The sequence below is a fragment of the Pseudomonas oryzihabitans genome, assembly GCF_032027545.1.
In the GTDB taxonomy this organism is placed as follows: Bacteria; Pseudomonadota; Gammaproteobacteria; order Pseudomonadales; family Pseudomonadaceae; genus Chryseomonas; species Chryseomonas oryzihabitans_F.
Window position 1 is genome coordinate 259171 of record NZ_JAVSJB010000006.1, and the last position, 25468, is coordinate 284638.

Consider the following 25468-nt stretch of genomic DNA (forward strand, 5'->3'; position numbering starts at 1 on the left):
CTCAGGCGGCCTGGCTGGCGCGGTGGCGACTGGCGAGTTCGGTAGCCTGGCGCAGCGCCTCGATGAGGCTGCGCTCGTCGGCGATGCCCTTGCCGGCGATGTCGAAGGCGGTGCCGTGGTCCACCGAGGTACGGATCACCGGCAGGCCGACGGTGACGTTGACGCCGGCCTCCAGCCCCATGACCTTGACCGGGCCGTGGCCCTGGTCGTGGTACATGGCCACCACGCAGTCGAAGTCGCCACGCCCGGCGCGGAAGAACAGGGTGTCGGCAGGCAGCGGCCCTTCCACGCGCCAGCCACGGGCGCGCAGCTCGTCGATGGCCGGCTGGATCTTGGTTTCTTCTTCCCCGTAGCCGAACAGGCCGTTCTCGCCGGCATGCGGGTTGATGCCGCAGACGGCGATCAGGGGATCCTGGATGCCGGCCCGCTGCAGGGTGGCGTGGGCGCGCTCGATGGTGCGCTTGACCAGGCCCGGCTCGATGCGCGCGATGGCATCGATGATGCCGATGTGAGTGGTGACGTGGATGACCTTGAGGATCGGCGTCATCAGCATCATCGATACCTCCTCGGTGCCGGTGAGGTGCGCCAGCAGCTCGGTGTGGCCGGGGAAGACATGGCCGCCGGCGTGCAGGGCTTCCTTGTTCAGCGGCGCGGTGCAGATGGCATCGAGTTCGCCGGCCGAGGTGAGTTGCACGGTGCGCTCGATGTAGCGGTAGGCGGCGTCGCCGGCCAGGGCGGACAGCTTGCCGTAGGGCAGGTCGGCCGGAATCAGCCCGAGGTCGATGCAATCCACCACGCCGGGTTGGAAGCGCGCCTGGTCGGGACGCTCGATGGCATTGATCTGCAGGCGACCGCCGACGATGCGATTGGCGTCTTCCAGGCGACCGGCATCGCCGATGACCAGCGGACGGCAACCCTCGTACACCGAGGCGTGGGCCAGGGACTTCATGATGATCTCGGGACCGACGCCGGTGGCGTCACCCATGGTGATGCCGATGACGGGACGTTCAGACATGGTGGGCTTCCTTCTGCAGGGAGGCCGTGGCGGCCTGTGCGGGTAGGCTGGCGCGCAGGTGGCGCCAGGCGTCGAGGAGGGTGTCGGGTTGGCCGAAGCCGCCGGCCTTGGTCACTACCCGCAGGGCGCGACCGCGCCAGCGGGTGCTGGCCAGGGCCACGCCCGGCGCGAGGGCGCCGTGCAGGTCCAGCGCCGTGATGCCGGCCTGGGCGAGCAGGGCGCGAGCGGTCTCGCCACCGGTGGCCATGACGGCAGCGGCCTTCTGCAGGGCGGGCTGCAGCAGTTCGGCCAGGGCCTGGCTCAGGGCCACTGCCTGGCGCGGGTCCCGGGCCTGCTGGTCAAGGCTCACCAAAACGTCTTCGCCGCAGGCGAGCTGCCGAGCGAGGGCTGCGGCCAGCGCGGTACGCTCGGCGGCGTGCTGCGGCTCCAGCAGCCAGGCAGGGGCCAGCCGCTGCCAGTGTTGGCCGCTCCCCGCCACCAGTCGCTCGGCCTGGGCCTGGGAGTGTCGTGACATGCTGCCCACCACCGTGAGGATCGGGCCGTCCCCATGAGGGCGGAGTGCGGTGTGGCCGGTCAGGCCCAGGGCCGCGGGCAGCGCCTCGGCCAGTCCTGCGGAGCCGACCCAGAACAGCTGCTGCGCCACGGGCGCGGAAGCCCGGGCCAGTGCCTCCAGGTCCGTTTGCCGCTCGGCGTCGCAGACCAGCGCGGGCAGACCACTGTCCAGCGCGCGGCGCAGGGCGGCGGCCAGGGCCACCGGCTGACGAAGGGTGGCGAGATCCAGCCGCGCACAGCTGATGCCGTGATCGGTCAGTTGAGCAACCAGATCGGCACTGCCGGTCAGGCCTTCGTTGCGCCAGACATCGGTCTGGTCGACCGGTACGCCGTCCAGGTACTGGATACCCCCCAGGGTGGTGCGGCCCAGTGCCGGGTAGGCGGGCGCGACCAGGGCCAGGCCGCGCGGGGCGAGGGCCGCCACCTCGGCGGCGACATTGCCACGCAGGGTGGAGTCGATCTTCTTGTAGAGCGCGGCGCCAGCCAACGCCGGGTGCCCGAGCAGCGCGGCGTGGCGCGCGGCCGCCGCACGCGCATCCAGTCGACGGCTGTCCAGATCCAGAGCCGTCACCGGCGCCTGGGCATCCAGGGCCTCGGCGTCGAGCAGCACCCGGGTCGCCTGGGCCTCGGCAAAGCCCAGGGCACAGTCGGCGGCGCCACTTAGGTCGTCGGCCAGGATCAGCAGCCGGGTCATGGCAGCAGGCGCCGGTACAGCGCCTGGATGTCGTCCAGGCTCAGCGGCTTGGGATTGTTGACCATCAGCCGGGTGACCTTGGACGCCGCCACGGCCATCTCCGGCAGATGCTCCTCGCGCACGCCAAAGGCGGCCAGGTCCTGGGGGATCTCCAGGGTGGCGGTCCAGGCGGCGATCTGCTCGATCAGCTTGCGCGCGGCCGTCTCGTCGTTGTCCTCCTCCCGGGCCAGGCCGCAGACCACCGCCGCGCGCTTCAGGCGTGGCGCGCAACTGTCCAGGTTGAAGGCCATGACATGGGGCAGCAGCATGGCGTTGGCCACGCCGTGGGTGACATGGAACTTGCCGCCCAGGGGATAGGCGAGGGCATGGACCGCCGCCGTGCCGGCCGCGGTCAGGGCCACGCCGCCGTAGGTGGAGCCGAGCAGCATGTCGCTGCGGGCGCGCACCGAGTCCGGCTGCTGGTAGGCCTCGACGATGCTGCCGGCGATCAGGCGCATGGACTCCAGGGCGAAGGTATCGCTGACCGGGTTGGCCTTGTTGGAGATGAAGGACTCCAGGGAATGGGTGAAGGCGTCCATCCCGGTCGCCGCGGTGATGGCCTTGGGCAGGCTCAGCGTCAGCAGTGGATCGAGCAGCACCAGGGCGGGCAGCAGGTGGCGGCTCACCACCCCTACTTTCAGCTCTTCGTCGGGCAGGGTGACGATGGCATTGGGCGTGACTTCCGAGCCGGTGCCGGCGGTGGTGGGCACCAGCACCGTGGGCAACCCGGCACGGGCGACCTGGTCGATGCCGAGCATGGATTTGAGCGATTGCTCGTTGGTGAGCATGACCGCGAACAGCTTGGCGGCATCCAGCACCGAGCCGCCGCCGATGGCCAGCAGGGCATCGGGCTGGCGCGGCGCGACCTGCTCGCGAAAGACCTGCTCGATGTTCTCCAGGGTCGGCTCGATTTCGACGTTGTCGATCACCGCCACCTCGATGTCGCGGGCGGCCAGTTGCGCCCTGACGCGCTCGGTCACGCCCAGGCCATGCATGGCGTTCTGGGTAACCAGCACCACGCGGCGCAGCGGGACGTCGAGGAGGGCGAGCTTGTCGCCGAGCTGATCCAGGGCGCCGGCGCCATGGACCAGGTGTTTGACGGTCTGGAAATGATAGAGGGACATGGGCGCTCCGGATCAGTCGCGGTAGATGGCCAGCAGGCCTTCGAGCTTGTGTACGGTGGCTTCGTCCAGCGGTGCCACCGGGGCGCGACAGGGACCGACCGGGACGTTGAGCAGGTCGGCGGCCTTCTTCAGTACCGACGGCATGGTGCCCAGGGCGAAGGCGTCGCGTAGCGGCCGCAGCTTTTCCTGGGCCGCGCGCGCGGTGGCGTGATCGCCGGCCTGGAAGGCGTTCCAGATGGTCATGACGACCTGGGGCACGGCATTGGCGGTGGCCGCCACGGCGCCGTCGCCGCCGGCCAGCAGGTTCCAGTAGATGAGGGAGTCGGTACCGGCGAAGACGGCGAAGTCGTCGCTGCGGTACTTCAGCATCTGCACCAGCGCATCGAAGTTGCCGGCGCTGTCCTTGATGCCCTTGATCCGCGGATGCTGGCTCAGGGTGGCGACGGCGCCGATGCCGATGGACATGCCGGTTTTGGCCGGGATGTTGTAGAGCATCAGCGGCAGGCTGGACGCATCGCCGATGGCCTCGTAGTGGGCGATCAGCTCCTTCTGGCTCACGGCGTTGAAGTAGGGCGTGATGACCGACAGGGCATCGACGCCGCGATCCGCCATCTTTTTGTTCAGTTCGATCACTTCGTGCGTGGCGAAGGCACCGGTACCGGCTACGACCGGGACCCGGCCGCCCGCGGCGTCCACCGTGAGCTCGGCGATACGCAACTTTTCGACTTCGGAGAGAGCGAAGAACTCGCCATTGGTGCCCAGTACGAACAGGCCGTGGACGCCAGCGTCAATCAGGTTTTCGATCAAACCGCGCAAAGCGTTTTCATCGACACGTTGTTGGGCGTCAAAAGGGGTAACGAGGGCGGGAACGATGCCGCGGAATTTCATGGTCATGCCTACCTTATGATTGTTCTAATCACAATAAAGCATGTTTTGATCTAATCGATCAATAGCGACCCGATGGTTTTGCGTAGTCGATGGGGCTGTGCACCTCTGGAAAGCAACGGCCCTTCGTGAGGCCACTGTCGACTCGGGTCACTGGCAATAGAGAGGGATAAAGGTAACGGGAGCCTCGCGGCGCGTTACCCACGCGCCGCGAGGCAGGAATGTTAACGCTGCAGGCGAGGGGTAACGCTGTCGGGTCGGGACAGCTATCCCACTGATCCTTCTGACAAAATTGTCATTCCGCAGTACCCGTTCCTGACCGAACGATCAGGATAGGTTGGCGGGGTCATCTCCTGGACCTCGAATCATGTCGCGCTTTCTTTCCTCTCTGCCCCTCACGCTGCTGGGCGCTGCCTTGCTCGGCAAGGCGCAGGCGGCGCTGCCGCAGCACCCCGATCTCGACCTCGCTGCCGCTCATCGGCTGGCGCAAGCCGCGCCCTGCAGCGCCGCGCTCGCAGTGCTCGACCGCAGCGGTCAACTGATCCTTCTGCAACGCGATACCCGCGTCGGGCCGCACAACGCCGAGGCGGCGCGGCGCAAGGCCTTCACCGCGCTGTCCACCCGCACCCCCTCGCAGGCGCTGGCCGAGCGCGCCCGGCAGAACCCGGATGCGGCCAACCTCGTCACCCTGCCCGAATTGCTGCTGCTCGGTGGTGCCATCCCCCTCTACGAAGGTGACCAACTGGTCGGCGCCCTGGGCATCGCCGGTGCTGGCGGTGGCGGGGCGGACGAGCGCTGTGCGCTGGCGGCCGCTGAACACCTCAACCTCACCTCTCATCCTTGAAGGAAATCTCCATGAAGACGTTCGTGCTGTTGTCGGGCTTGACCCTGTCGGGCTTCGCGGTCGCCGCGCCCAATCCCTTGAGTGTCCATGTGCTCAACCTGGAAGACGGCAAGCCGTCGGCCGGGGTACACGTGACCCTGGAGCGCCAGGTAGGGCAGGGCTGGCAGCCGCTGGCGGAAGAGGTCACCAACGAGCAGGGCCGAGTGCCGGCGCTGTTCCCCAAGGAAAGGACCTTCGAGAAGGGCGAGTACCGGGTGGTCTTCAAGACCGGCGACTACTATCGCCAGCAGGGCCGCAGCGCCTTTTTCCCCGAGATCCCCGTGGTGTTCGACGTGACCCAGCCGGAGCAGCACTACCACATTCCGCTGTTGCTCAGTCCCTACGGCTTCAGTACCTACCGCGGTTCCTAGTGCTGAAAGAGCGCCTGTAACGATGGCCTGGCACGGGAAGGCAAGCCGATACTGGCACGGCGCCAGGCTTTGTATATCGGTGGATACAAGATCGCGACAGACTTTTACCTTGGTTCGAATTCCTGCCAACCCCAGCGCGCGCACAATGGCCGGGTGACAGCTCGGGCCGGGTGTGCGGTGGAAGCGCAGCGCTGCCCCGCCTGCAGCCGTCGCCAGGGCGCGCTCGGCCTCGTCGCTGCCGAGTGCGCATCGTCATTCTCTGGTCTGGAGTCTCGCGTCTTGTACCTGTCGCCCATCTCTTTCCGGTCGGCCAGGCCGGTGAGTTCGGCCTCCGGCTCCTTCGCCGCCTGGCGCAATCGCTATCGCGGTCCGGTCCTGCTGCTCGCCTCGGGGCCCTCCGCGGGGGCGCTCGACCTTGCGGCCTGGCAGGACACTCCGCTCATCACCATGAATGGCGCCATCGCCAAGCTGGCAGGCAGCGCCTTGCGCCCGCTGTTCTATGTCTGCAGCGACCTGAGTTTCGCCGTGCAGCAACCCGACCTCTACCGGCAAGGTCTCGACCGCTCGACGCGCCTGGCGCTCTGGCCGGAGGCCATCCAGGCGCTACCGACGGACCTGCTGGCCAAGGCCCATGCCCTGCACCGGGCCCCGGCCACTCGCCTGGAACATCACCTGGGCGTCGAGCAGGAGCAGGCGCAGCGGGCGTCCACCTTGTTCAGTCGTCGCGCCCGGGACATCGGCTTCAGCCGTGACCTGGACTACGGTATCTTCGATGTCCGTACCGTGGCCTTCATCGCCTTGCAACTGGCCTATCACCTGGGCTTCAGCGAGATCTACCTGGCTGGAGTCGATCTCGACACCCAGGCGCCGCGCTTCTACGAGGACGGCCGCATCCCGGCGTCGCCCTGCGGCGAGCAGCATCTGCACAGTCGCATCCTGCCGGGCCTGCAGGTCATGCAGACGGTGATGCAGGCGGCCGGTCGCCGGGTGTTCAATCTATCGACCCGCAGCCGTATTCCCGCCGAACTCATTCCCCGCGTCGATCTCGCCGCCATCGAGGCCCGGTGGCTGGCGCGCGGCAGGCGTCAGGCCGGCTAGGCCTCTCCATCGCCAAGGATGAAGGGCTGCCGGTGTCAACTCCAGCCCAGGGCGAGCCAGGCGACTATGCCGTAGCGGATCGCCTTGAACCAGGGTCACCACCAGCAGGAAGCGCCACAGGGGATCGCCGATCACCGGTGTCCAGCTCAGCAGCAGGGACCACCAGCCATGGCGCCGATAGACGCTCTGGATACGTGCCAGACGCTCCGGGGTGAGCGGAAACCAGCGCCGCTGGCGAAAGCGTTCGAGATGGCGACCCAGCCCCCCGTTCAGCGTCGAGCCGGCGACGTTGCCCACGGTGGCGGCAAGCAGCAGCGCCGTCGTCGCATGGCGCTCGGTCAGCAGCAGCCCGGCCAGGGCCGCTTCCGATTGCAGCGGTAGCAAGATGGCGGCGCTGAAGGCGAGGGCGACCAGCCCGAGGTAGACGCTCAGGACTCCCAGGGGAGGGCACCGGGTGGAACGGCCATGGTGGTTGCCTCTTCAGGCTGGACGAAGCCGCCAGCCATAACGTGCCGTCCAGGAACGCGAGCGTCTTCTCCCTGGACGGACACTGCACCGCTCAGTCCAGCCGAGCGACCCAGTCCGCTACCGAATCGCCGCTACCGATATCCGGCTGTACCAGGCCGTCGATCATGAAGGTGGGTGAGACGTGGATGCCGTTCTGGCGGGCGTACTTGCAGTGCCACTTGATGGCCTGCTGCAGGTCGGGTTTGGCGAAGGCCTCGGCCAGGGCCAGACCGCTGTAGCCTTCCAGGCGGGCAATGATGTCGTTGGGGGTGGCGTCGCGGTTGGGGCCGGTGGCGTGATCCTGGAACTCGAATTCCTCGCGATGGGCGGCGACCGCGGCCAGCACCGCCTTGGCGCTTTCCTTGCCGCCCTCCAAGGTGGCGGCGGCCAGGACACAACGCACCACCACGCCGGAAAACAGGTGCCAGGGCTGGGACTGCAGGCGGATCTTCAGGGTGATCCGTTCCGGACCGGCCTGGGCCAGCAGGTCGTCGAGCTTGTTGAAGGCCTTGACGGAGAAGGGGCAGGTGGGTTCGAGAAAGACTTCGAAGCTGCGGGGGCCGTGGCCCCAGCTGAGGGTATCGGCGTACATCTAGGACTCCTGTAGCAGAGTGAGCGAAGCGCCCGGGATGAGACCGCGTGCTGTCCCTGGCGTTTTCCCCGTTCAAGGCTCAAGGAATCAGCCGCCGTCGACGCATGTCCTCCAGGTGCGCCAGCAGGACCTCGTCGGACCTCAGGATCATCCGCTGGAAGCCCGCTTGCCGGGCCTTGGTCACATCGAAGATGGCGTCCTTCTCGACGTGGAAGATGAAGTCGCCGAAGGCGCCCGGGGCGATCCGCTCGGGGTCGCTTTCGACCAGGTGCTCACGCTGGGCGAGGGTCTGCCAGACCGGCCTGAGCGCGGTCAGCCGCTGGGCCAGGGAGATGGGTTGCGGCTCGCCGATATCGAGGCCGAACCAGTCGGCCAGCCTGGGCCAGACATGGCTCCAGCGGAAGACGTCACCATTGGTGAGATTGTAGGCGCCGTCCCTTTCCTCGTCGGTCGCCCAGACGGCCGCCTCGCCCAACAGCGGCGCGGCGGTGATGTTGACCAGCGCCCCGCGATAGGCCTGCTCCGGCCCGGGGAACTGCATGGCGGTACCGGTTTCCTTGCAGAGCGCGCCATAGAGGCCGATCAGGTTGCCCAGGTTCATCGCCGAGCCGAGGGAGTGGCCAATGACGATGTCGGGCCGCAGGGCGGTCCAGCGGATGCCTTCGGCTGCCAGACTGCGGACGAAGTCTTCGTGGCGGAAATAGAGATTGGGCGGAAAGTGCCGGCTGTCGTCTTCCCGTGCTGGCGTCTTGTAGACGCCGAGGTGGGCGCCATAGATCTTGCCGCCCTGGACGAAGGTGATGCGCGCCAGGGGCGCTCCCGCGCTGCGCACCGCGGCCACCAGGTTCTCCAGCATGGCGGCGTTCTCGTCGGCTTCCACGCCGGGGTCCGGGTTGGGCTTGAGGGCGCTGTAGAAGAGGTGGGTCACGCCGGCGAAGTGGGCCTTGGCAGCGGCCAGGCTGCCGACGTCCAGCAGATCGGCGGTCACATGGGGAAAGCGGCTCGGCGCGTTCTGCGAGCGGCCTACGGTGATGATGGACCAGCCGGCCTGGGCGAAGGCCTCCAGTACGGCCTGGCCGATGATGCCGCTGGCGCCGGCGATGAGTAGCTGTCTTGCGGTCATGGGGACTCCCGGTTAGGTCTCTTGAGGGCGATGAAGGGGAGACCCCGGTCGGAGGCGATTTGTCCCCGCGCCGGGCTGGACGGTCGGGGCATCCAGCGGCTGCGGACGGCCCGTCGCGGCGGGCTTTCGCGGTCGTTCGGCGCGAACTATGTTAAGTCTCGAATCCTTCCCTGCGAGGCGGTCCGTCATGGCGATATCTCCGGCGTCTTTCCCGGCCTTACCGGCGTTGCTCGACGCGGTGCTGGTCGCCCTGGAATTGCCTGGCGCGCGGTCAGAGCAACTGCGGGTACCGAGCGCCGACAGCCTGGCGTCGTGCTTTCCGGTCAGCGACCTGGCCACGGCGTCCATGGGCGTTGCCGGCCTGGCGGTGGCGGACTTGTTGGGGGCATCCGGCGCGGCCGCGGAGGTCCGCGTGGATCGGCATCTGGCCGCGGCCTGGTTCAAACGCTCACTCAAGCCCGAGGGCTGGGCGCTGCCGGATGCCTGGGACCCGGTCGCCGGTGACTATCGCACCCGTGACGGCTGGATTCGCCTGCATACCAATGCCGCCCACCATCGGACGGCGGCGCTCGGCGTCCTGGACTGCCCCGCGACCCGCAGCGCGGTGGCCGAGGCGGTCGCCACCTGGTCGGCCACGGCGCTGGAGACCGCGGTAGTCGCGTCCGGAGGGTGCGCCGCCGAGTTGCATAGCCTGGCGGCCTGGCAGGCTCACGAACAGGGGCGGGCGGTAAGGGCCGAGCCGCTGGTAGCCCTCCGTTGGCAGGCTTGCCCGATCCCCACGACCTGGCGGCCAACGCCCCTGAGGCCCCTGGCCGGCATCCGCGTGCTCGACCTGACCCGCATCCTCGCCGGACCCATCGCCACCCGCCTGCTGGCCGGACTGGGCGCCGAGGTGCTGCGCCTCGATCCACCCGGTTGGGAAGAGCCGGCCCTGGCGCCGGAGGTAACGCTGGGCAAGAGGTGTGCGCGACTGGACTTGCGGCGGCCGGCGGATCGTCTGGTATTCGAGGGGCTGCTGGCCGAGGCGGACGTCCTGGTCCACGGCTATCGCGCCGACGCCCTGGAGCGGCTCGGCTATGGCAACGTCGAGCGCCGGGCCCTGAATCCCGCGCTGATCGACGTGTCCCTGTGCGCCTATGGCTGGACCGGGCCCTGGGCCCTGCGGCGTGGCTACGACAGCCTGGTGCAGATGTCTTGCGGCATCGCGGCGGCCGGGAGTGACTGGCAGCACACGGAGCAGCCGGTGCCTTTGCCGGTCCAGGCCCTGGACCATGCCACCGGCTACCTGATGGCGGCCGCCGTCATCCGGGGCCTCGCCGGCCGCCTGCGTGAGCGCCGTATCCTGAGTGCGCGCCTGTCGCTGGCGCGCACTGCCTGCCTGCTGACCGAGTATCCCGCCGTGGCCTGCGAGCCGCTTTATACCGGTGTGCAGGACACCGACTACGACGCTGCAGCCGAGCCCACCGCCTGGGGCCCGGCGCTCCGATTGCGCCCACCGCTGCAGATCGGCGAGCTGCGCCTGCAGTGGGAGCGGCCGGCGACCCAACTGGGGTCAGCACGTGCGGCCTGGTCGACGGGAGGCTGAAAGCCTCAAGGCTCCAGGCAATAGCCGACGCCATAGATGGAGCGGATCAGCTCGCAGTCCGGGTCGAGGCGGTGCAGTTTGCGACGGACGTTGCGCACGTGGCTGTCGACGGTGCGGTCGGTGATGATGCGGTAGTCGGTGTGCAGGTGGTTGAGCAACTGGTCGCGGGAGAGCACCTTGCCGGGGTGCTTGGCCAGGGTGGCCAACAGGCGGAATTCCACCGGGGTCAGCTCCAGGGGCTGGCCGTTGAAGCTGGCCTGGTAGGCCTCGGCGTCCAGTTGCAGGCCGCTGGGCGCAGGGAGGCTGCCCGCCGTGCTGCGGCGCAGGACGGCCTTGACCCGGGCCACCACCTCGCGCGGGCTGAAGGGTTTGCAGATGTAGTCGTCGGCGCCCAGCTCCAGGCCGAGCAGGCGGTCGATCTCGTCGACCCGGGCGGTGACCATGATGATCGGCAGGGCGCTGAAGGTGCGGACCGCGCGGCAGATCTCCAGGCCGTCCAGGCCGGGCAGCATCAGGTCGAGCAGCAGCAGGTCGGGCGGTGTGGTGCGGATGGCGGCCAGGGCTTGTTCGCCGTCGGCGTGCCAGTCGCAGGTGAAGCCGGCGGCCTTGAGGTAGTCGCCCAGCAGGGCGGCGAGCTTGGGTTCGTCTTCGACCAGCAGGATGGTCTGGCTCATGCCGGGCTCCGGTCGTCGAGGGCGGGCAGCTGGAGTTCCAGCCAGAGGCCGCCGAGGGGAGAGGCATGGGCCAGCAGGTGCCCACCGTGCACCTCGGCGATGCCGCGGCAGATGGCCAGGCCCAGGCCGGCACCGCCACTGCGCCGGCTGCGCGAGCCTTCGACGCGATAGAAACGTTCGAACAACCGCTCGCGGTCGGCCGTGGGTACCCCGGGCGCTGAGTCCTGCAGGTCGACCTGCAGCAGACTGCCGACCTGGCGCGCGGCGAGGCGCACCTGCCCAGGGGCCTCGGTGTATCTCAGGCTGTTCTCCAGCAGGTTGTAGAACAACTGGCCAAGGCGCGCCTCGTCGCCACGGATCAGCAGAGGGGTGTCCGGCAGCTCCAGCCGCAGCTCCAGGTCGGCCTGGCGATAACGCGGGCGCCAGGCGTCGGCGGTCAGCGCCAGCAGCGTCGCCAGGTCCACCGCCTCGTGGCGATAGGTGGGCCCGCCCACCTCGGCCAGGGACAGCTCGAAGAGATCGTCCACCAGTTTGTTCAGCGAGCCGACCTCGGTCTGCAGTGACTTCAGGCCACCCACATCCAGCTGCCGGATACCGTCTTCCATGGCTTCCAGTTCACCCTTGAGCACCGCCAGGGGAGTGCGCAACTCGTGGGAAATATCGGCCATGAAGGCGCGGCGCTGGCGTTCGTTGCTCGCCAGGACGCTAGCCAGGCGGTTGAAGTCCTGGGCCAACTGGCCGGCTTCGTCGGCGGAACGGACGGGCAACTGGATGCCGTAATCGCCGGCCGCGAGGCGATGGGTGGCGGCGGCCACGGTACGGATCGGGCGCAGCAGGGTGCGGGCGATCCACCAGGCCAGGGCGGCCGCCAGCAGCAGGCAGAAAAAGGCGATCACCAGGCTGGAGCGGATCTGGCTCTGCTGGAAGCGGCGGTCGCCGTCGCTGATGACCGCCTCGAAGGGGGTCAGTGCCAGCCAGCCGACCACCCGGCCCTGCCAATGAATGGCACGCAGCAGGGGGACGGGTGGCAAGTCGCGGAAGCCGATCAGATAGTGATGCTCGGTATCCAGCAGCGAGAAGCGCAAAAAGGCGCCGGTGAGATCCGACACCGGTGGGGAGGGGCGCGTGGTGGTGTTCGCTGGCAATTCCGGTCGCAGCAGCTGGATCCAGGCTTCCGGCGGATGCTGGTTGAGCAGGAAATCCCAGCTGCCATGCTCGGCATAGGCGTGCTCGAAGCGCGGCACCAGGGCGTCCAGGCGCTGTTCGGCCTGGCCGTTGAGATAGCCGAGGAAATCCCGCGAGAAACTCAGGTAAGACGCCCAGGCCATGCCCAGCACGGCGAAGGCGCAGAGCGCCAGGGCGGCGAGGAAGACCTTGGCGGAGAGGGACAGACGCAGCAGGCCCATGCGGATCTCGGCAACTAGAGGTAGGGGCACGCTAGCAGCTCCGCGGTTAGCTGTCAGGGGGCCGCAGCCAGGCGCGCGGCCTGCCAGTCGCCGCCCAGGGCCACCTGCAACTGGACGCTGGTCACCAACTGGCTGGATTCCAGCTGCAGCAGGCTCTGCTCCTGGCTGAGCTGGGTCGCCTGGGTGGTGGCCACGTCCAGGTAGTCGATCATGCCGGCCTCGTACTGGTCGCGGGTCACGCTGGCCGAGTCACGGGCGGCAGCCACGGCGCGGCGCTGGGCGGCGAGTTCGGGGCCGAGTACGTGCAGGGCCACCAGATAGTCTTCCACTTCGCCGAGGGCGGTGAGTACCGTCTGCCGGTAGTTGGCGACCTTGGCGTCGTAGGCGGCGCGAGCCTGGTCGACGCTGGCACGGGTGGCGCCGAAGTCGAACAGGGTGCCGGAGAGGGTCGGGCCCAGGGACCAGAAGCGGCTCGGCGTCTTGAACAACTCACCGAGCAGGCTGCTCTGGTAGCCGCCGCTGGCGCTCAGGGTGAGGTCCGGGTAGTAGGCGGCGGTGGCCACGCCGATGGCGGCGTTGGCGGCGGCCACTTGCCGCTCGGCCTGGGCGATGTCGGGGCGGCGCTCCAGCAAGGCGGTGGGCAGGCCGGCAGGAATGTCCGGCAGCCGGGCCTGCCACTGGGGATCGACGGCCAGGGTGAAGTCCGCCGGCGGCTTGCCCAGCAGCAGGGCGATGGCGTGTTCCAGCTGGGCACGCTGGGTGGTCAGGGCCAGCCGATTGGCGTCGGCGCTCTCCAGCTGGGTTCGCGCCTGGGCGAGATCGGCACGGGAGGCGAGCTGTTCGTCGTACTTGTTCTGGATCACCGCGAGATAGCGTCGGTAATCGGCCAGGGTCTGGTCATAGAGCGCCAGGCGCCGATCCAGCACGCGCAGCTGGAAGTAGTCCTGGGCCAGTTCCGCCTGGGCGCTGAGGGTGGCGTTGGTCAGCTCCGCGGCGCTGGCCTGGGCACTGGCGCGGTCCTCTTCCAGGGTCCGTCGCAGCTTGCCCCAGAGGTCCAGGTCCCAGCTCAGGCCGAGGCTCAGGCTTTCGGCGTTCCTGACCGTGGCACCGCCGGCACTGGTACTACCGGTGTCGCTGCCACTGGTGCCGCTGGCGTTCTCGCTGCGGGTCGCCTTGGCATCCAGGGTGGCACTGGGCAGGGTCTCGGCGCGGCTCTCGCGGACCAGGGCGCGGGCCTGGCGATAGAGCGCCTGGTACTGGGCGACGTTCTGGTTGGAGACCGCCACCTGCGCCACCAGGGCATCGAGCTGCGGATCGTCGTAGCGTTGCCACCAGGTGCCCTTGGCCTGGTCGTCGCGCGGACTGGCGGCCTTCCAGCCGGCCGCCTCCTTGAACTGGGTCGATACGGGGGCGCTGGGTCTCTGATAGTCGGGCCCGACGGTGCAACCGGTGAGCAGGGCCAGCAGGAGCAGCGGGGGCAGGGCGCGCGGGGAGGGCATGGTCGTCACCTTCAGGCCGCGGAGCGGCGCAGATGCTTGCGCCAGAGCTGGCGACTGGCGCGGCTCAGGCGATCGAGACAGAGGAACACCACCGGGGTGGTGAAGAGGGTCAGCGCCTGGCTCAGCGCCAGGCCGCCGGCGATGGCCAGGCCCAGGGGCCGGCGCAATTCGTCATCGCCGCCGCTGCCCAAGGCCAGCGGCAGGGCGCCGAAGAAGGCCGCCAGGGTGGTCATCAGGATCGGCCGGAATCTCAGCCGGCAGGCCTCGCGGATGGCGGCCTCGGGCGTCAGGCCCCGGTCGCGCTCGGCCACCAGGGCGAAGTCCACCAGCAGGATGGCGTTCTTCTTGACGATGCCGATCAGCAGCAGGATGCCGATCAGGGCGATGAGGGTCAGCTGGGTGCCGGTGGCCAGCAGCAACAACAGGGCGCCCACCCCGGCCGAGGGCAGGGTGGAGAGGATGGTCAGGGGGTGGATGTAGCTCTCGTAGAGCATGCCCAGCACGATGTAGATGGCCGCCAGCGCCGCGGCCACCAGCCAGGGAATCTGGGTGACCAGGGTGGCGAAGGCCTGGGCGGTACCCTGGAAGCCGGACTGGATCTCCCGCGGCAAGCCGACCTTGATCAGCGCCGCCTGGATCGCCGCCTGGGCCTGCTCCAGGGAGACCCCGTCGGCCAGGTTGAAGGCCAGGGTACTGGTGGCCATCTGGCCCTGGTGCGCCACCGCCAGGGGCGCGTTGCCGCCGGCGAAGCGGGCGAAGGCGGCCAGGGGGACCTGGGCACCGCTGGCGGTCACCACGTAGAGCTGCCCGAACACCTCCGGGTCCTGGGTGTAGGCCGGCGCCAGTCCCAGCACCACGTGGTACTGGTTGAGGGTGCGATAGAGGGTGGCCACCTGGCGCTGGCTGAAGGCGTTGTCCAGGAAGGTGTCGAGTTCCTTGACGGTCACTCCCAGGCGGATGGCCGCGGCACGATCGATTTCCAGGCGCACCTCCTGGCCGCCGTTCTGGGCGTCGGAGTCCACCCCGGTGAGTTCCGGCAGGGTCTTGAAGGCGGCTTCCACCTTGGGCGTCCAGCTGCGCAGTTCGTCGAGATCGTCGGCCTGCAGGCTGAACTGGTAGGTGGCATTGGCGCTACGCCCACCGACGCGCAGATCCTGGGCCGGCATGAGGAACAGCTGGATACCGGCGTGGCGGCTACCGGCCAGGCTCAGGCGGTTGGCGATCTGCTGGGCGCTGTCCTTGCGCTCGCTGTAGTCCTTGAGGCGGATGAAGAACTGCGCGGTGTTGCGCGAGCCGAACATGCCACCCCCGGTGGAGGCCATCACCGCCGCCACGTCCGGATCGCGGCGCAACTGGGCGGCGATCTCCTTCACATAGGGCGCCAGGGCCTGGTAGGAAATGCTCTGGTCGGCGCGGATGGCGCCGAGCAGTACGCCGGTGTCCTGGTCGGGGAAGAAGCCCTTGGGCACCACCACATAGAGATAGACGTTGAGCACCACGGTCAGCGCCAGGCTCGCCAGGGTCAGTAGCGGATGCCGCAAGACCCAGTCCAGGCCGCGCAGATAGCCGGCTTGCAGGCGCGCCAGGCCCGCTTCGATCCGGCGATAGGCGGCCGGCACCTGCGCCTGGGGGGAACGCTCGCGCAGCAAGCGCGCGCAGAGCATGGGGGTGAGCGTCAGCGACAGCAGCATGGAGATGACCAGGGCCACGCTGAGGGTCACGGCGAATTCGCGGAACAGCCGGCCGACGATGCCGCCCATGAGAAGCAGCGGGATGAACACGGCGATCAGCGAGAGGGTCATGGACAGCACGGTGAAGGCCACCTCGCGGCCGCCGATCAAGGCCGCGCGCAGGGGCCCACGGCCCAGCTCGCGATGGCGGGTGACGTTCTCCAGCACCACGATGGCGTCGTCCACCACGAAGCCGGTGGCGATGATCAGCGCCATCAGCGACAGGTTGTCCAGGCTGTAGTCCAGCAGGTACATCACCGCGCAGGTGCCGATCAGGGACAGCGGCAGGACCAGCGCCGGCACCAGGGTGGCGCGCAGGTCGCGCAGGAAGAGGAACACCACCGCGATCACCAGCAGCACCGCCACCAGCAGGGTCTCTTCGGTGGAGTGCAGCGAGGCGCGGATACTGGCCGAGCGATCGATCACCGGCACCAGGTCCACGTCACCCGGCACCAGGGCTTGCAGCGCTGGCAGCTGGGCCTTGATGGCATCCAGGGTCTGCAGCATGTTGGCGCCGGCCTGGCGGGTGACGCCCAGGGTCACCGAGGGCTGGCCGTTCAACGAACCGCTGACGTAGACGTCCTCGACCGTGGCGTAGACCCGCGCCACGTCGCTCAGGTGCACCGCGGCGCCTTGCTGGTAGCCGACGATCAGTCGCCCGTAGTCCGCCGCCTGCTCCAGCTGGCCGTTGCTCTCGATGGACCAGGTCTGGCCCTCGGCGTGCAGCACGCCCTTGGCGCCATGGGTGGTGGCGTTGGCGATGGCGGTGCGCACGCTGTCCAGGGCGATGCCGGCGTGGGCCAGTTGCTGGGGTTGCAGGTCGATGCGGATCGCCGGCAGCGAACTGCCGCGGATCGACACCTGGCCGACGCCCTGCACCTGGGCGATCTTCTGCTGCAGGATGCTCGACGCCAGGTCGTAGAGTTCGCCCGGGCTGCGCGTCTTCGACGTCAGCGCCAGCATCAGGATCGGCGATTCGGTGGGGTTGGCCTTGCGGTAGGTGGGCAGGCTGGGCATGCCGCTGGGTAGCAGGCTGCGGGCGGCATTGATGCCGGCCTGGACGTCGCGGGCGGCGCCATCGATGTTGCGCGACAGGTCGAATTGCAGGATCAGGGTGGTGGCGCCCTGGCTGCTGCTGGAGGTCAGCTCGGTGATCCCGGCGATCTGGCCGAGGCTGCGCTCCAGCGGGGTCGCCACGGTGGCGGCCATGGTCTCGGGGCTGGCGCCGGGCAGGCTGGCGGTGACCACGATGGTGGGGAAGTCCACCTTGGGCAACGGCGCCACCGGCAACTGGGCGTAGCCGAGCAGGCCGAGCAGCAGCACCGCCATGCTCAGCAACAGGGTGGCGACCGGCTTGAGCACGAACAGGCGGATGGGATTCATCGTCCGACGCTCCGCTGCCACCGCCGCCCGAGCCGCTCGCCGAGGCTATCGAAGACCAGGTAGATCACCGGCGTGGTGTAGAGCGTCAGCACCTGGCTGACCAGCAGCCCGCCGACGATCACCAGCCCCAGCGGCCGGCGCAGTTCGGCGCCGGAGCCGCTGGCGAACATCAGCGGCAGGGCGCCGAGCAGCGCGGCCATGGTCGTCATCAGGATGGGTCTCAGGCGCAGCAGGCAGGCGCGGTGGATGGCCTCACGTGGTGCCAGGTGCAGGTGCTGCCGACCTTCCAGGGCGAAGTCCACCATCATGATGGCGTTCTTCTTGACGATGCCGATCAGCAGCACCACGCCGATCAGGGCGATCAGGGTGAATTCGGTGCCGGTCAGCAACAGCAGCAGCAGGGCGCCTATGGCTGCCGAGGGCAGGGTGGAGAGGATGGTCACCGGGTGGATGAAGCTCTCGTAGAGCACCCCCAGCACGATGTACATCACCACCACTGCGGCCAGGATCAGCCACAGGGTATTGCCGGCCGCCTGCTGGAAGGCCTGGGCCGCGCCTTGGTATCTCAGGGTGACGCTGCTCGGCGCCTGGGCCTCGGTCAGGCACTGGGCGATGGCCTGCTGCGCCTGTTCCAGGGAATAGCCAGCGGCCAGGTTGAAGGACAGCGTCACCGCCGGGAATTGCCCCAGGCGCGTCAGCGCCAGGGCGCCGGGTCGCTGCTCGATGCGGGCGATGTCGGTGAGGCGGACCAGGCCCTTGGGCGCGCTGGTGGTGATCGCGGCAGTAGTGCCTGCGCCAGTGCTGGTGCTGGTCGTGGAGGTGGTCGCAGGCGCCAGGTAGATATCGCCGAAGGCCGCCGAGGTCTGGCGGAAGGCACCGGGCACTTGCAGCACCACCCGGTACTGGTTGGCCTGGGTGAAGATGGTGGAGATCAGTCGTTGGCCGAAGGCGTTGTACAGCGCCGTGTCGACGTCGGCGGCGGTGATGCCGAAGCGCGCTGCGGCGGCGCGGTCCAGTTCCACCTGGGCGGTGAGCCCCTGGTCCTCCAGGTCGTCGAGCACGTCGCGCAACTCCGGCCTTGCCTGCAGTCGCGGCATCAGCCGCGGCAGCAGGGCGGCCAGCTGGGTGCCGTCGGCGTCGTCGAGGGTGAACTGGTACTGGCTGGGCGTGAGCTGGTCGTCCACCGTCAGCTCTTGGTTGGCCACCAGATTCAGGCGGATGCCGGCCACCCCCGCGGCGGTCTGCTCGAGGCGGTGGATGATCGCCGGGGCGCGCTCGCTGCGTTCGTCGAACGGCTTGAGCTGGATCTGCAGGCGGCCCTGGTTGAGGGTGGCATTGCTGCCGTCCACGCCGATGCTGGAGGTGACCGTGGCCACCGCCGGATCGGCCAGCACCTGCTCGACCAGCGCCTGCTGGCGGCGTGCCATGGCGTCGAAGGAAACGTCCTGGGAGGCGCGGGTGAAGCCGATCAACAGACCGGTGTCCTCGCTGGGGAAGAAGCCCTTGGGCACCAGCAGATAGAGCAGGGCGGTCAGTGCCAGGGTGGCGACGGCCACCAGTAGGGTCAGCCGTGGATGGTCCAGCACCACGCCCAGGGTGCGGTCGTAGCCGGCCACCAGGCGCTCGAATTGCCGTTCGCCCCAACGCGCGAAGCGACCCTGGCGCTCCACCGGCACGTGATGCAGCAGGCGGCTGCAGAGCATGGGGGTAAGGGTCAGGGAGACGACCATGGAAACCAGGATGGCCACCGCCAGGGTGATGGCGAATTCGCGGAACAGCCGGCCCACCACGTCGCCCATGAACAGCAGGGGGATCAGCACGGCGATCAGCGAGAAGGTCAGGGAGATGATGGTGAAGCCGATTTCCCGCGAACCTCGCAGCGCCGCCTGCAGCGGCGGCTCGCCGTCTTCCAGGTGGCGGGCGATGTTCTCCACCACCACGATGGCATCGTCGATGACGAAGCCGGTGGCGATGGTCAGGGCCATCAGCGTCAGGTTGTTCAGCGAGAAGCCGGCCAGGTACATGATCCCGAAGGTGCCCACCAGCGACAGCGGCACCGCCAGGCTGGGAATCAGGGTGGCGGTGAGGTTGCGCAGGAACAGGAAGGTCACCATCACCACCAGGGCGATGGACAGCAGCAGTTCGAACTGCACGTCCGCCAGCGAGGCGCGGATGGTCTGGGTGCGGTCGGCCAGCACCGTCAGCTGCACGCTGTCCGGCAGGGCCGCGCGCAGTTTGGGGAGTTGCGCCTGGATGGCGTCGACCACGCCGATGACGTTGGCCCCCGGCTGGCGCTGGATGTTGATGACGATGGCCGGCCGGCCGTTGGCGGTGGCCTGCAGATAGGCGTTCTCCGGCGCCTCCGCGGTGGTGGCTACGTCCTTGAGGCGCAGGGCGGCGCCGTTCTCGTAGCTGAGTACCAGCTCGCCGTACTCGGCGGCGCTGCGCAACTGGTCGTTGGCGTCGATGGTGATGGAGTGGTCGGGGCCGTCGAAGCCGCCCTTGGAGCCGTTGACGTTGGCGGCGTTGACCACCGTGTAGACGTCTTCCAGGGTCAGGCCGTGGGCGGCCAGGGCCTTGGGATTGGCGTCGATGCGCACCGCCGGCTGCTGGCCACCGGCCAGGCTCACCAGGCCGACCCCGGAGATCTGCGACAGCTTCAGCGCCAGGCGGGTGTTCACCAGGTCCTGCACCTGGGTCAGCGGCAGGCTGTCCGAGGTGGCGGCCAGGGTCAGCACCGGGGCGTCGGCGGGATTGACCTTCTTGTAGGTAGGCGGATTGGGCAGGTCGGTGGGCAGGAAACTGTTGGCGGCATTGATCGCGGCCTGTACCTCCTGTTCGGCGACGTCCAGTGACAGGCTGAGGTCGAACTTCAGGGTGATCACCGAGGCGCCGGCCGAGCTGGTGGAGTACTGCTGCGCCAGGCCGGCCATCTGCCCCAGTTGGCGTTCCAGCGGCGCGGTCACCGCGGTGGCCAGTACCTTGGCGCTGGCACCAGGATAGAGGGTGGTCACCTGGATGATGGGATAGTCCACTTCGGGCAGCGCCGAGATGGGCAGCAGGCGATAGCCGAGGATGCCGGCGAACAGCACCGCCACCATCAGCAGCACCGTGGCCACCGGCCGCTGGATGAACAGCCGCGACGGATTCATCGGCGGGCATCCGCCGCCGGTGCGCCTTCCACCCGGACCTGGGCGCCGTCGCGCAGGTGGTCGATGCCGCGGATGACCACCCGCTCATCGCCCCCGAGCCCCTGGGTGACGGCCACCCGGTCGCCCAGCGCCGGGCCGGTGGTCACGCTGCGCCGCTCCACCTTGTCGTCGGCGCCCACCACATAGACGAAGCTGCCGTCGCTGCCCAGCTGCACCGCGGCGGCGGGGACCACCACGGCGTTCTTGAGGGTGTCGGTCTGCAGGCGCACGTTGACGAACTGGTTGGGGTAGAGCTTCTCGTCCGGGTTGGCGAACACCGCCTTGAGCTTGAGGCTGCCGGTGCTGGTATCGATCTCGTTGCTGATGAACTTCAGGGTGCCCTCGGCCAGTGTCGTGCTGTCCAGTTGGCCGAGCGCGGTGACCGGCAGCGCCTGGCCCTGGCGGACCTTGGGCAGCAGGCTAGCGAGCGTCGCCTGGGGCAGGCTGAAGGTCACGGCGATGGGATCGGTCTGGGTGATGCTGACGATGCCGGTGGTGTCACCGGCCGCCAGGTAGTTGCCCGGGTCCACCAGGCGCAAGCCGACGTAGCCATCCAGCGGCGCGGTGATGCGGGCGTACTGCAGATTCAACTGGGCGGCGGCGATCTGCGCCTGATCGGCCTGCACCGCGCCCTGGTACTGGCCCACGGTGGCCACCTGGGTATCCAGCTCCTGCTTGGCCAGGGAGTCCTTGGCCACCAGCCGGCGGTAGCGCTCCAGGGTCAGTTGGGCGCTCTTGAGCAGCGCCTGGTTCTGCGCCAGGTCGCCACGATACTGGTCGAGGGTCGCCTGGTAGGGCCGCGGATCGATCTGCGCCAGCAGCTGGCCCCTCTTCACCCGCTGGCCTTCGGTGAAGAACACCTGCTCCAGCTGACCGGCCACCCGGGTGGTCACGGTAACGCTGGCGTTCGCCACCACGGTACCTAGGGCGGTGAGGGTGACCGGCACATCGGCATGCCCTGCCTGGCCCACCGCCACGGTAATCGGCTGCGCCTGTCCGGCATTTGCCCCCCAGCTCCGGCCGCCATGGCTGCCGTGCGCGTTAGTGCCTGCGTCGCTCGAACGCTCATGCAGCCTGAGGCCCAGCGCCACGGCGGCACCGACCAAGACAACGACGACGAGAATGCGGGATTTCCTGCTCATGCCTGCCAGACCTGATTGAGATGGAGGTCAGGCTGCTGGGCAAATGTGCAGGAAATATGGAAAGGGCTTTCAGCGCCTGCTGAGGAAGTGTTTCAGACGCTCGCGCAGGAGTTGGCGAACGCTTTTTGCCCGGTTCGCTACTTAGCGCGGGCCAGGGTCTGAGGAGCGACAACGCAGGCTGGGCGGTCCGCCGTTACCGGAAAAAGCGCCGCCAGAACTATGTAGATAACTTCTGCAACACCACGCGAGGTCGGCCTTCCAATCGCAGCCATGGCGGTTCGCCGATGCGGCCGCTCCTACAGGCTCGATGTAACTGTAGGAGCAACTGCCTTGTCGCTGTGGGGATACCTCACGTAGCGTGGAAAACGGCGCAGCCTTTTCCACTGGAGACTTGGTGGCGAGGAGGCCCTCACCCCAACCCTCTCCCGAGGGGAGAGGGGGCTATCCGAGCAGGCGTTCAGTTTCCATCAGCCACGGCAAAGATTACGTCAAACCGGCGAACCTCTTCCTGTAGGAGCGGCCCATGGCCGCGATCAGGAACCCAAGACCTGCTTCCGGGCCGGGAACCCGCGACCAGACACCGCCCTAACGTTGCGCGCAGCCCCACGGCCCCGCCGCGTCCGAAGAAGCGTCAATCCAGATCCGCCGCCGAATGCCGCTCGGCCAGCTGTTCTTCCGGCTCACCCCAGGTGCGATTGACGCGCCGACCGCGCTGCACCGCCGGCCGTGCGGCGATGGCCTTGGCCCAGCGCTGCACGTGGGCATAGTCCTGCACGGACAGGAATTCCGCGGCGTTGTACAGCTGCCCCAGTACCAGGTTGCCGTACCAGCTCCAGATGGCGATGTCGGCGATGCCGTATTCCTCGCCCGCTACATAGGTGCGCTCGGCCAACAGCCGGTCGAGCACATCGAGCTGGCGCTTGGTTTCCATGGCGTAGCGATTGATCGGGTATTCGAGCTTTTCCGGCGCATAGGCATAGAAATGCCCGAAGCCGCCACCCAGGAAGGGCGCCGAGCCCATCTGCCAGAACAGCCAGTTCAGCGTCTCGGTACGGCCCGCGTGATGCTTGGGAATGAAGGCACCGAAGCTATCGGCGAGGTAGAGCAGGATGGCGCCGGACTCGAACACCCGCAGCGGCTCGGCGCCCCGGCGATCCACCAGGGCCGGGATCTTGGAGTTGGGATTGATCGCGACGAAGCCGCTGGAAAATTGCTCGCCCTCGCCGATGCGGATTAGCCAGGCGTCGTACTCGGCGTCCTGGTGCCCCAGCGCCAGCAATTCCTCCAGCAGGATGGTCACCTTCATGCCGTTGGGCGTGCCCAGGGAATAGAGCTGGAAGGGGTGCTCGCCGACCGGCAGGGCCTTGTCGTGGGTCGCACCGGCGACGGGCCGGTTGATGCTGGCGAAGTTGCCACCGGAGGTGGTGGGGGTCCAGATGCGCGGGGGAGTGTAGGGTTCGGTCATGGTGTCACGCTCCTCGATCAGCATAGATTGGTAGTTCGATCATAACCGAACTTTACGCCGGGTCTGTCCAATGGCTCGCACGCTGGCGATTAACCTGCGGCGGTCATAGGAAAACCAGGATCAGGTTCGGCGGGTGATCAGGGTCTCTCGTCGCCGCTCGGCCGGCGATCAGGCGTTCTGCTCGGTCAGCCGCTGTACCGTCAGGCTCCGGTACTGGCGCGGTGTCATGCCCTTGAGCTGATGGAAGCGCCGATTGAAGTTGGAGATGTTGTTGAAGCCGGCCTCGAAGCAGATGTCGGTCACCGGCATGCGGCTGTGGGACAGCATCTCGCAGGCCTTGCTGATGCGCAGGCTGTTGACGAATTCGACGAAGGTGCGCCCCGTGGCCTGGCGAAAGAACCGCGAGAAATAGGTGGGCGTCATGCCGAGGTGCTCGGCCGCTTCCTCCTGGCTGAAGTCGCGCTGGTAGTGATCGAAGATGAAATTCAGCGCCCGGTTGGTGCGATCCACCGCCTGTTCAGTGGCGGTGCCGGGTTCCACCGCGCCAGACAGCAGCTGGTAGCGCTCCGAGGTGGCCAGCGCCTCCATCAGCACCAGGAAATGGCCGAGACGGGTGGCGCCGCCGCTGTCGGCGATGTGTTGCAACAGCTCGCCGGCCCGCCCGATCAACTCTGGATCGTGGAATTCGATGCCATAGCGCGCCCGCTCCAGCAGGGGCGCCAGGCCACTGAGTTCAGGGAAGACGGCGGTGGCATTGTCCACCGTCTCGTCGGTGAAATTGACCAGCATGTCGCGCTTGACCACCACCTCGCCCTCGGCGATGCGGCTGATCCAGTTGTGCGGCAGGTTGGGGCCGGTCAGGAACAGGCTGCCGGGATAGAAATTGCCGATGTAATCGCCGATGAAGGCCGTGCCGGAACTGGCCACGATCAGGTGCAGCTCGTATTCCTTGTGGAAATGCCAACGCACCAAGGGGCAGGGGAAGCCATGCTCGCGGTAGATCACCGAGTGGCCACTCAGGTCCTCCATCAACTCATAGGAGGGGCTGCTCTTGCGTAAGGACTGACTCATGGGTCGACCCATCGTTCTTGTTGGCCTTGATCGTGGCCCTGTTCGACGTCCAGTACAACCCCGGGTTCAGCCGGCCCTTCGGTCCTGTACGAAAAGTGCCTGCGCTCGGTGATGCTTCGTTGAAAAAGGCCTGGATCGCCAGCCCGGTCGCAATGCTCATTTACCACTCGTAAACCCGAGCGCGGGTCCGATCCGCTTCCTCAGCCTTTTTCGCCTCGCCTGACCTTCGCTCGGCGACTTTTCGTACAGGACCTAGGATCACCGCCGCCCTGAGCTTGCCGCGGCCGAAGCGACTCATCTTGTCGAATTCGGCGTGGGAGACCGGAATGTGCTGGCAATCCAGCTCACGCCGATGCTGGCTGTGGTCCACGTCGGGGTCATGCAGGTAGACGAAATCATCGTCGCAGTCGGTGACCAGCACCCAGTGCGGTCCCTTGGCCTTGGTCAGGCGAAAGGAGCTGATCAGTACCAGCGGGAAGGCGCCTTGGTCGACCCAGTGGGCGATGTCCAGGCGCGTCCGGTAGAGGCGCTCGATGGGCGACTGCTTGACCTCGGCACTGAAGTCCTCGTGCACTAGGCGCATGACTTCCTTCTTCTCCTCGCTGCGCACTCCGTCGAGGAACAGCGGCCCGCGGGTGTTGACCTGCAGCGTCACCTGGAAGCCACGGCGCTGGGCGGCCAGGGCCAGGCCATGGGGTCCGCAGCCGCCGTGGCCGGCGGTCATGAAGATGGTGGTGGCCTCGCGCCACAGGCGTAGCTCCTCGCGACGCTCCAGCGGACGTCCGGGCTGCAGGGCGCCCATGGCCATCAGCAGGCTGGCCGGGCCACAGGTGAAGTCGGTGGTCTGGCGGTAGAAGGGTACCGGGCGCGCCTGGCCTTCGCGGGGCTGACGGATGCGCTTCTCGAAGCGCAGCGCCTGGCTGTGGTCCTCGTAGTAATCCTCCACCGTGGCGAACGGCAGGTAGCCGTTGCGCTCGTAGAGGGCGATGGCCGCCGCGTTGTCCGGTCGCACCTCCAGGCGCAGGTAGGCGCAATCGCGTTCCACCGCTTCGGCCTCGGCCGCGTCCAGCAGCCGCTGGCCCAGACGATGCCCGCGGGCGGCCGGGTCAACGGCGATGGAGTAGAGGCGGGCGAGGGAGGTGTTCTGGTGGAACAGCACCAAGGCATAGCCGGCGACCTGCTGGTCGCTTTCCGCTAGGACCAGGACGGCGTTTGCCCGGGTCAGCATCCAGTGGAAATTGCGCCGGGAAAGACGGTCATAGCTGAAGCAGCGGGCTTCCAGATCGACCAGCGCCGCCAGATCGTCCAGCCCGGCGGGCCTGAGCGTGAAACTCATCGCGAAGGATTCTCCTGGAACGGAGCGGGCAGCCTGCCATGGTTAAGCTGTGGTTAATAGCGCCCGCGTTACAACCTTTGGAGTGGTCCGGCGGCATCCAGGT

Annotated in this window: 18 protein-coding genes and 2 pseudogenes; 4 read left to right on the top strand and 16 right to left on the bottom strand. The window is 68.0% G+C overall.

What is annotated here, in order from left to right; genetic code table 11:
• Position 1 precedes the first annotated feature (1 nt).
• Genes pdxA through dapA form a run of 4 tightly spaced genes read right to left on the bottom strand, consistent with a single transcriptional unit; the run spans position 2 to position 4312 of the window.
• Entirely contained in the window at positions 2–1015 is a 1014-nt protein-coding gene (gene pdxA, locus RND78_RS12730; RefSeq protein WP_312729219.1) for a 4-hydroxythreonine-4-phosphate dehydrogenase PdxA, read from the bottom strand.
• On the bottom strand, positions 1008–2261 hold the full coding sequence (locus tag RND78_RS12735) for a four-carbon acid sugar kinase family protein (protein ID WP_312729221.1): 1254 nt from the start codon (positions 2259–2261) through the stop codon (positions 1008–1010). The genes pdxA and RND78_RS12735 overlap by 8 nt, the downstream gene beginning before the upstream one ends.
• On the bottom strand, positions 2258–3424 hold the full coding sequence (locus tag RND78_RS12740) for an iron-containing alcohol dehydrogenase (RefSeq protein ID WP_312729223.1): 1167 nt from the start codon (positions 3422–3424) through the stop codon (positions 2258–2260). Before RND78_RS12740 ends, RND78_RS12735 begins: the two co-directional genes overlap by 4 nt.
• 12 nt (positions 3425–3436) lie before the next feature.
• On the bottom strand, positions 3437–4312 hold the full coding sequence (gene dapA, locus RND78_RS12745) for a 4-hydroxy-tetrahydrodipicolinate synthase (RefSeq protein WP_312729413.1): 876 nt from the start codon (positions 4310–4312) through the stop codon (positions 3437–3439).
• A 364-nt stretch (positions 4313–4676) separates the two neighbouring features.
• Here dapA and RND78_RS12750 point away from each other — a divergent pair, with 364 nt between their 5' ends.
• The 3 genes from RND78_RS12750 to RND78_RS12760 all read left to right on the top strand — a co-directional run bounded on the left by RND78_RS12750 (position 4677) and on the right by RND78_RS12760 (position 6661).
• Entirely contained in the window at positions 4677–5153 is a 477-nt protein-coding gene (locus RND78_RS12750) for a heme-binding protein (protein ID WP_312729224.1), read from the top strand.
• Positions 5154–5164: 11 nt separating this feature from the next.
• The gene (uraH, locus tag RND78_RS12755; protein ID WP_312729225.1) at positions 5165–5563 is read left to right on the top strand and encodes a hydroxyisourate hydrolase; all 399 of its coding nucleotides are present in this window, start codon (positions 5165–5167) and stop codon (positions 5561–5563) included.
• Between the two features lie 318 nt (positions 5564–5881).
• Complete coding sequence (locus RND78_RS12760; RefSeq protein ID WP_312729226.1) at positions 5882–6661, top strand: lipopolysaccharide biosynthesis protein; 780 nt, start codon at positions 5882–5884, stop codon at positions 6659–6661.
• 35 nt (positions 6662–6696) lie between these two features.
• Here the strand turns inward: RND78_RS12760 and RND78_RS12765 are convergent.
• From RND78_RS12765 to RND78_RS12775, 3 genes and pseudogenes are all read right to left on the bottom strand, one after another.
• Positions 6697–7102, bottom strand: a pseudogene (locus RND78_RS12765) (YqaA family protein).
• Between the two features lie 118 nt (positions 7103–7220).
• On the bottom strand, positions 7221–7760 hold the full coding sequence (locus tag RND78_RS12770; protein WP_312729228.1) for a thioredoxin domain-containing protein: 540 nt from the start codon (positions 7758–7760) through the stop codon (positions 7221–7223).
• Positions 7761–7839: 79 nt separating this feature from the next.
• On the bottom strand, positions 7840–8883 hold the full coding sequence (locus tag RND78_RS12775; RefSeq protein ID WP_312729229.1) for an SDR family oxidoreductase: 1044 nt from the start codon (positions 8881–8883) through the stop codon (positions 7840–7842).
• A gap of 187 nt (positions 8884–9070) precedes the next feature.
• Between RND78_RS12775 and RND78_RS12780 the strand changes: the two genes are divergently transcribed.
• The gene (locus RND78_RS12780; protein ID WP_312729230.1) at positions 9071–10468 is read left to right on the top strand and encodes a CoA transferase; all 1398 of its coding nucleotides are present in this window, start codon (positions 9071–9073) and stop codon (positions 10466–10468) included.
• Between the two features lie 5 nt (positions 10469–10473).
• On the opposite strand, the gene RND78_RS12785 is transcribed toward RND78_RS12780, so the two are convergent.
• From RND78_RS12785 to RND78_RS12825, 9 genes and pseudogenes are all read right to left on the bottom strand, one after another.
• Positions 10474–11142 (bottom strand): response regulator, encoded by a 669-nt coding sequence (locus RND78_RS12785; RefSeq protein ID WP_312729231.1) that lies wholly within the window; start codon positions 11140–11142, stop codon positions 10474–10476.
• The gene (locus tag RND78_RS12790) at positions 11139–12539 is read right to left on the bottom strand and encodes an ATP-binding protein (RefSeq protein ID WP_312729414.1); all 1401 of its coding nucleotides are present in this window, start codon (positions 12537–12539) and stop codon (positions 11139–11141) included. Before RND78_RS12790 ends, RND78_RS12785 begins: the two co-directional genes overlap by 4 nt.
• 62 nt (positions 12540–12601) lie before the next feature.
• A complete protein-coding gene (locus RND78_RS12795) occupies positions 12602–14047 on the bottom strand; it encodes an efflux transporter outer membrane subunit (RefSeq protein WP_312729232.1) in 1446 nt (481 codons plus the stop codon).
• Positions 14048–14058: 11 nt separating this feature from the next.
• Positions 14059–17160 (bottom strand): efflux RND transporter permease subunit, encoded by a 3102-nt coding sequence (locus RND78_RS12800; protein ID WP_312729233.1) that lies wholly within the window; start codon positions 17158–17160, stop codon positions 14059–14061.
• Positions 17157–20312, bottom strand: coding sequence for an efflux RND transporter permease subunit (locus RND78_RS12805; RefSeq protein ID WP_312729234.1), 3156 nt, complete (start codon positions 20310–20312; stop codon positions 17157–17159). The genes RND78_RS12800 and RND78_RS12805 overlap by 4 nt, the downstream gene beginning before the upstream one ends.
• Positions 20309–21493: an MdtA/MuxA family multidrug efflux RND transporter periplasmic adaptor subunit gene (locus RND78_RS12810; RefSeq protein ID WP_312729235.1), complete on the bottom strand. Its 1185-nt coding sequence runs from the start codon at positions 21491–21493 to the stop codon at positions 20309–20311. The genes RND78_RS12805 and RND78_RS12810 overlap by 4 nt, the downstream gene beginning before the upstream one ends.
• Before the next feature lie 631 nt (positions 21494–22124).
• Positions 22125–22958, bottom strand: coding sequence for a glutathione-dependent disulfide-bond oxidoreductase (gene yghU, locus RND78_RS12815; RefSeq protein ID WP_312729236.1), 834 nt, complete (start codon positions 22956–22958; stop codon positions 22125–22127).
• A gap of 168 nt (positions 22959–23126) precedes the next feature.
• Positions 23127–24029: an AraC family transcriptional regulator gene (locus RND78_RS12820; RefSeq protein ID WP_312729237.1), complete on the bottom strand. Its 903-nt coding sequence runs from the start codon at positions 24027–24029 to the stop codon at positions 23127–23129.
• A gap of 253 nt (positions 24030–24282) precedes the next feature.
• Positions 24283–25365: pseudogene (locus tag RND78_RS12825) on the bottom strand (GNAT family N-acetyltransferase/peptidase C39 family protein); the annotation flags it as partial.
• Between the last annotated feature and the right edge of the window lie 103 nt (positions 25366–25468).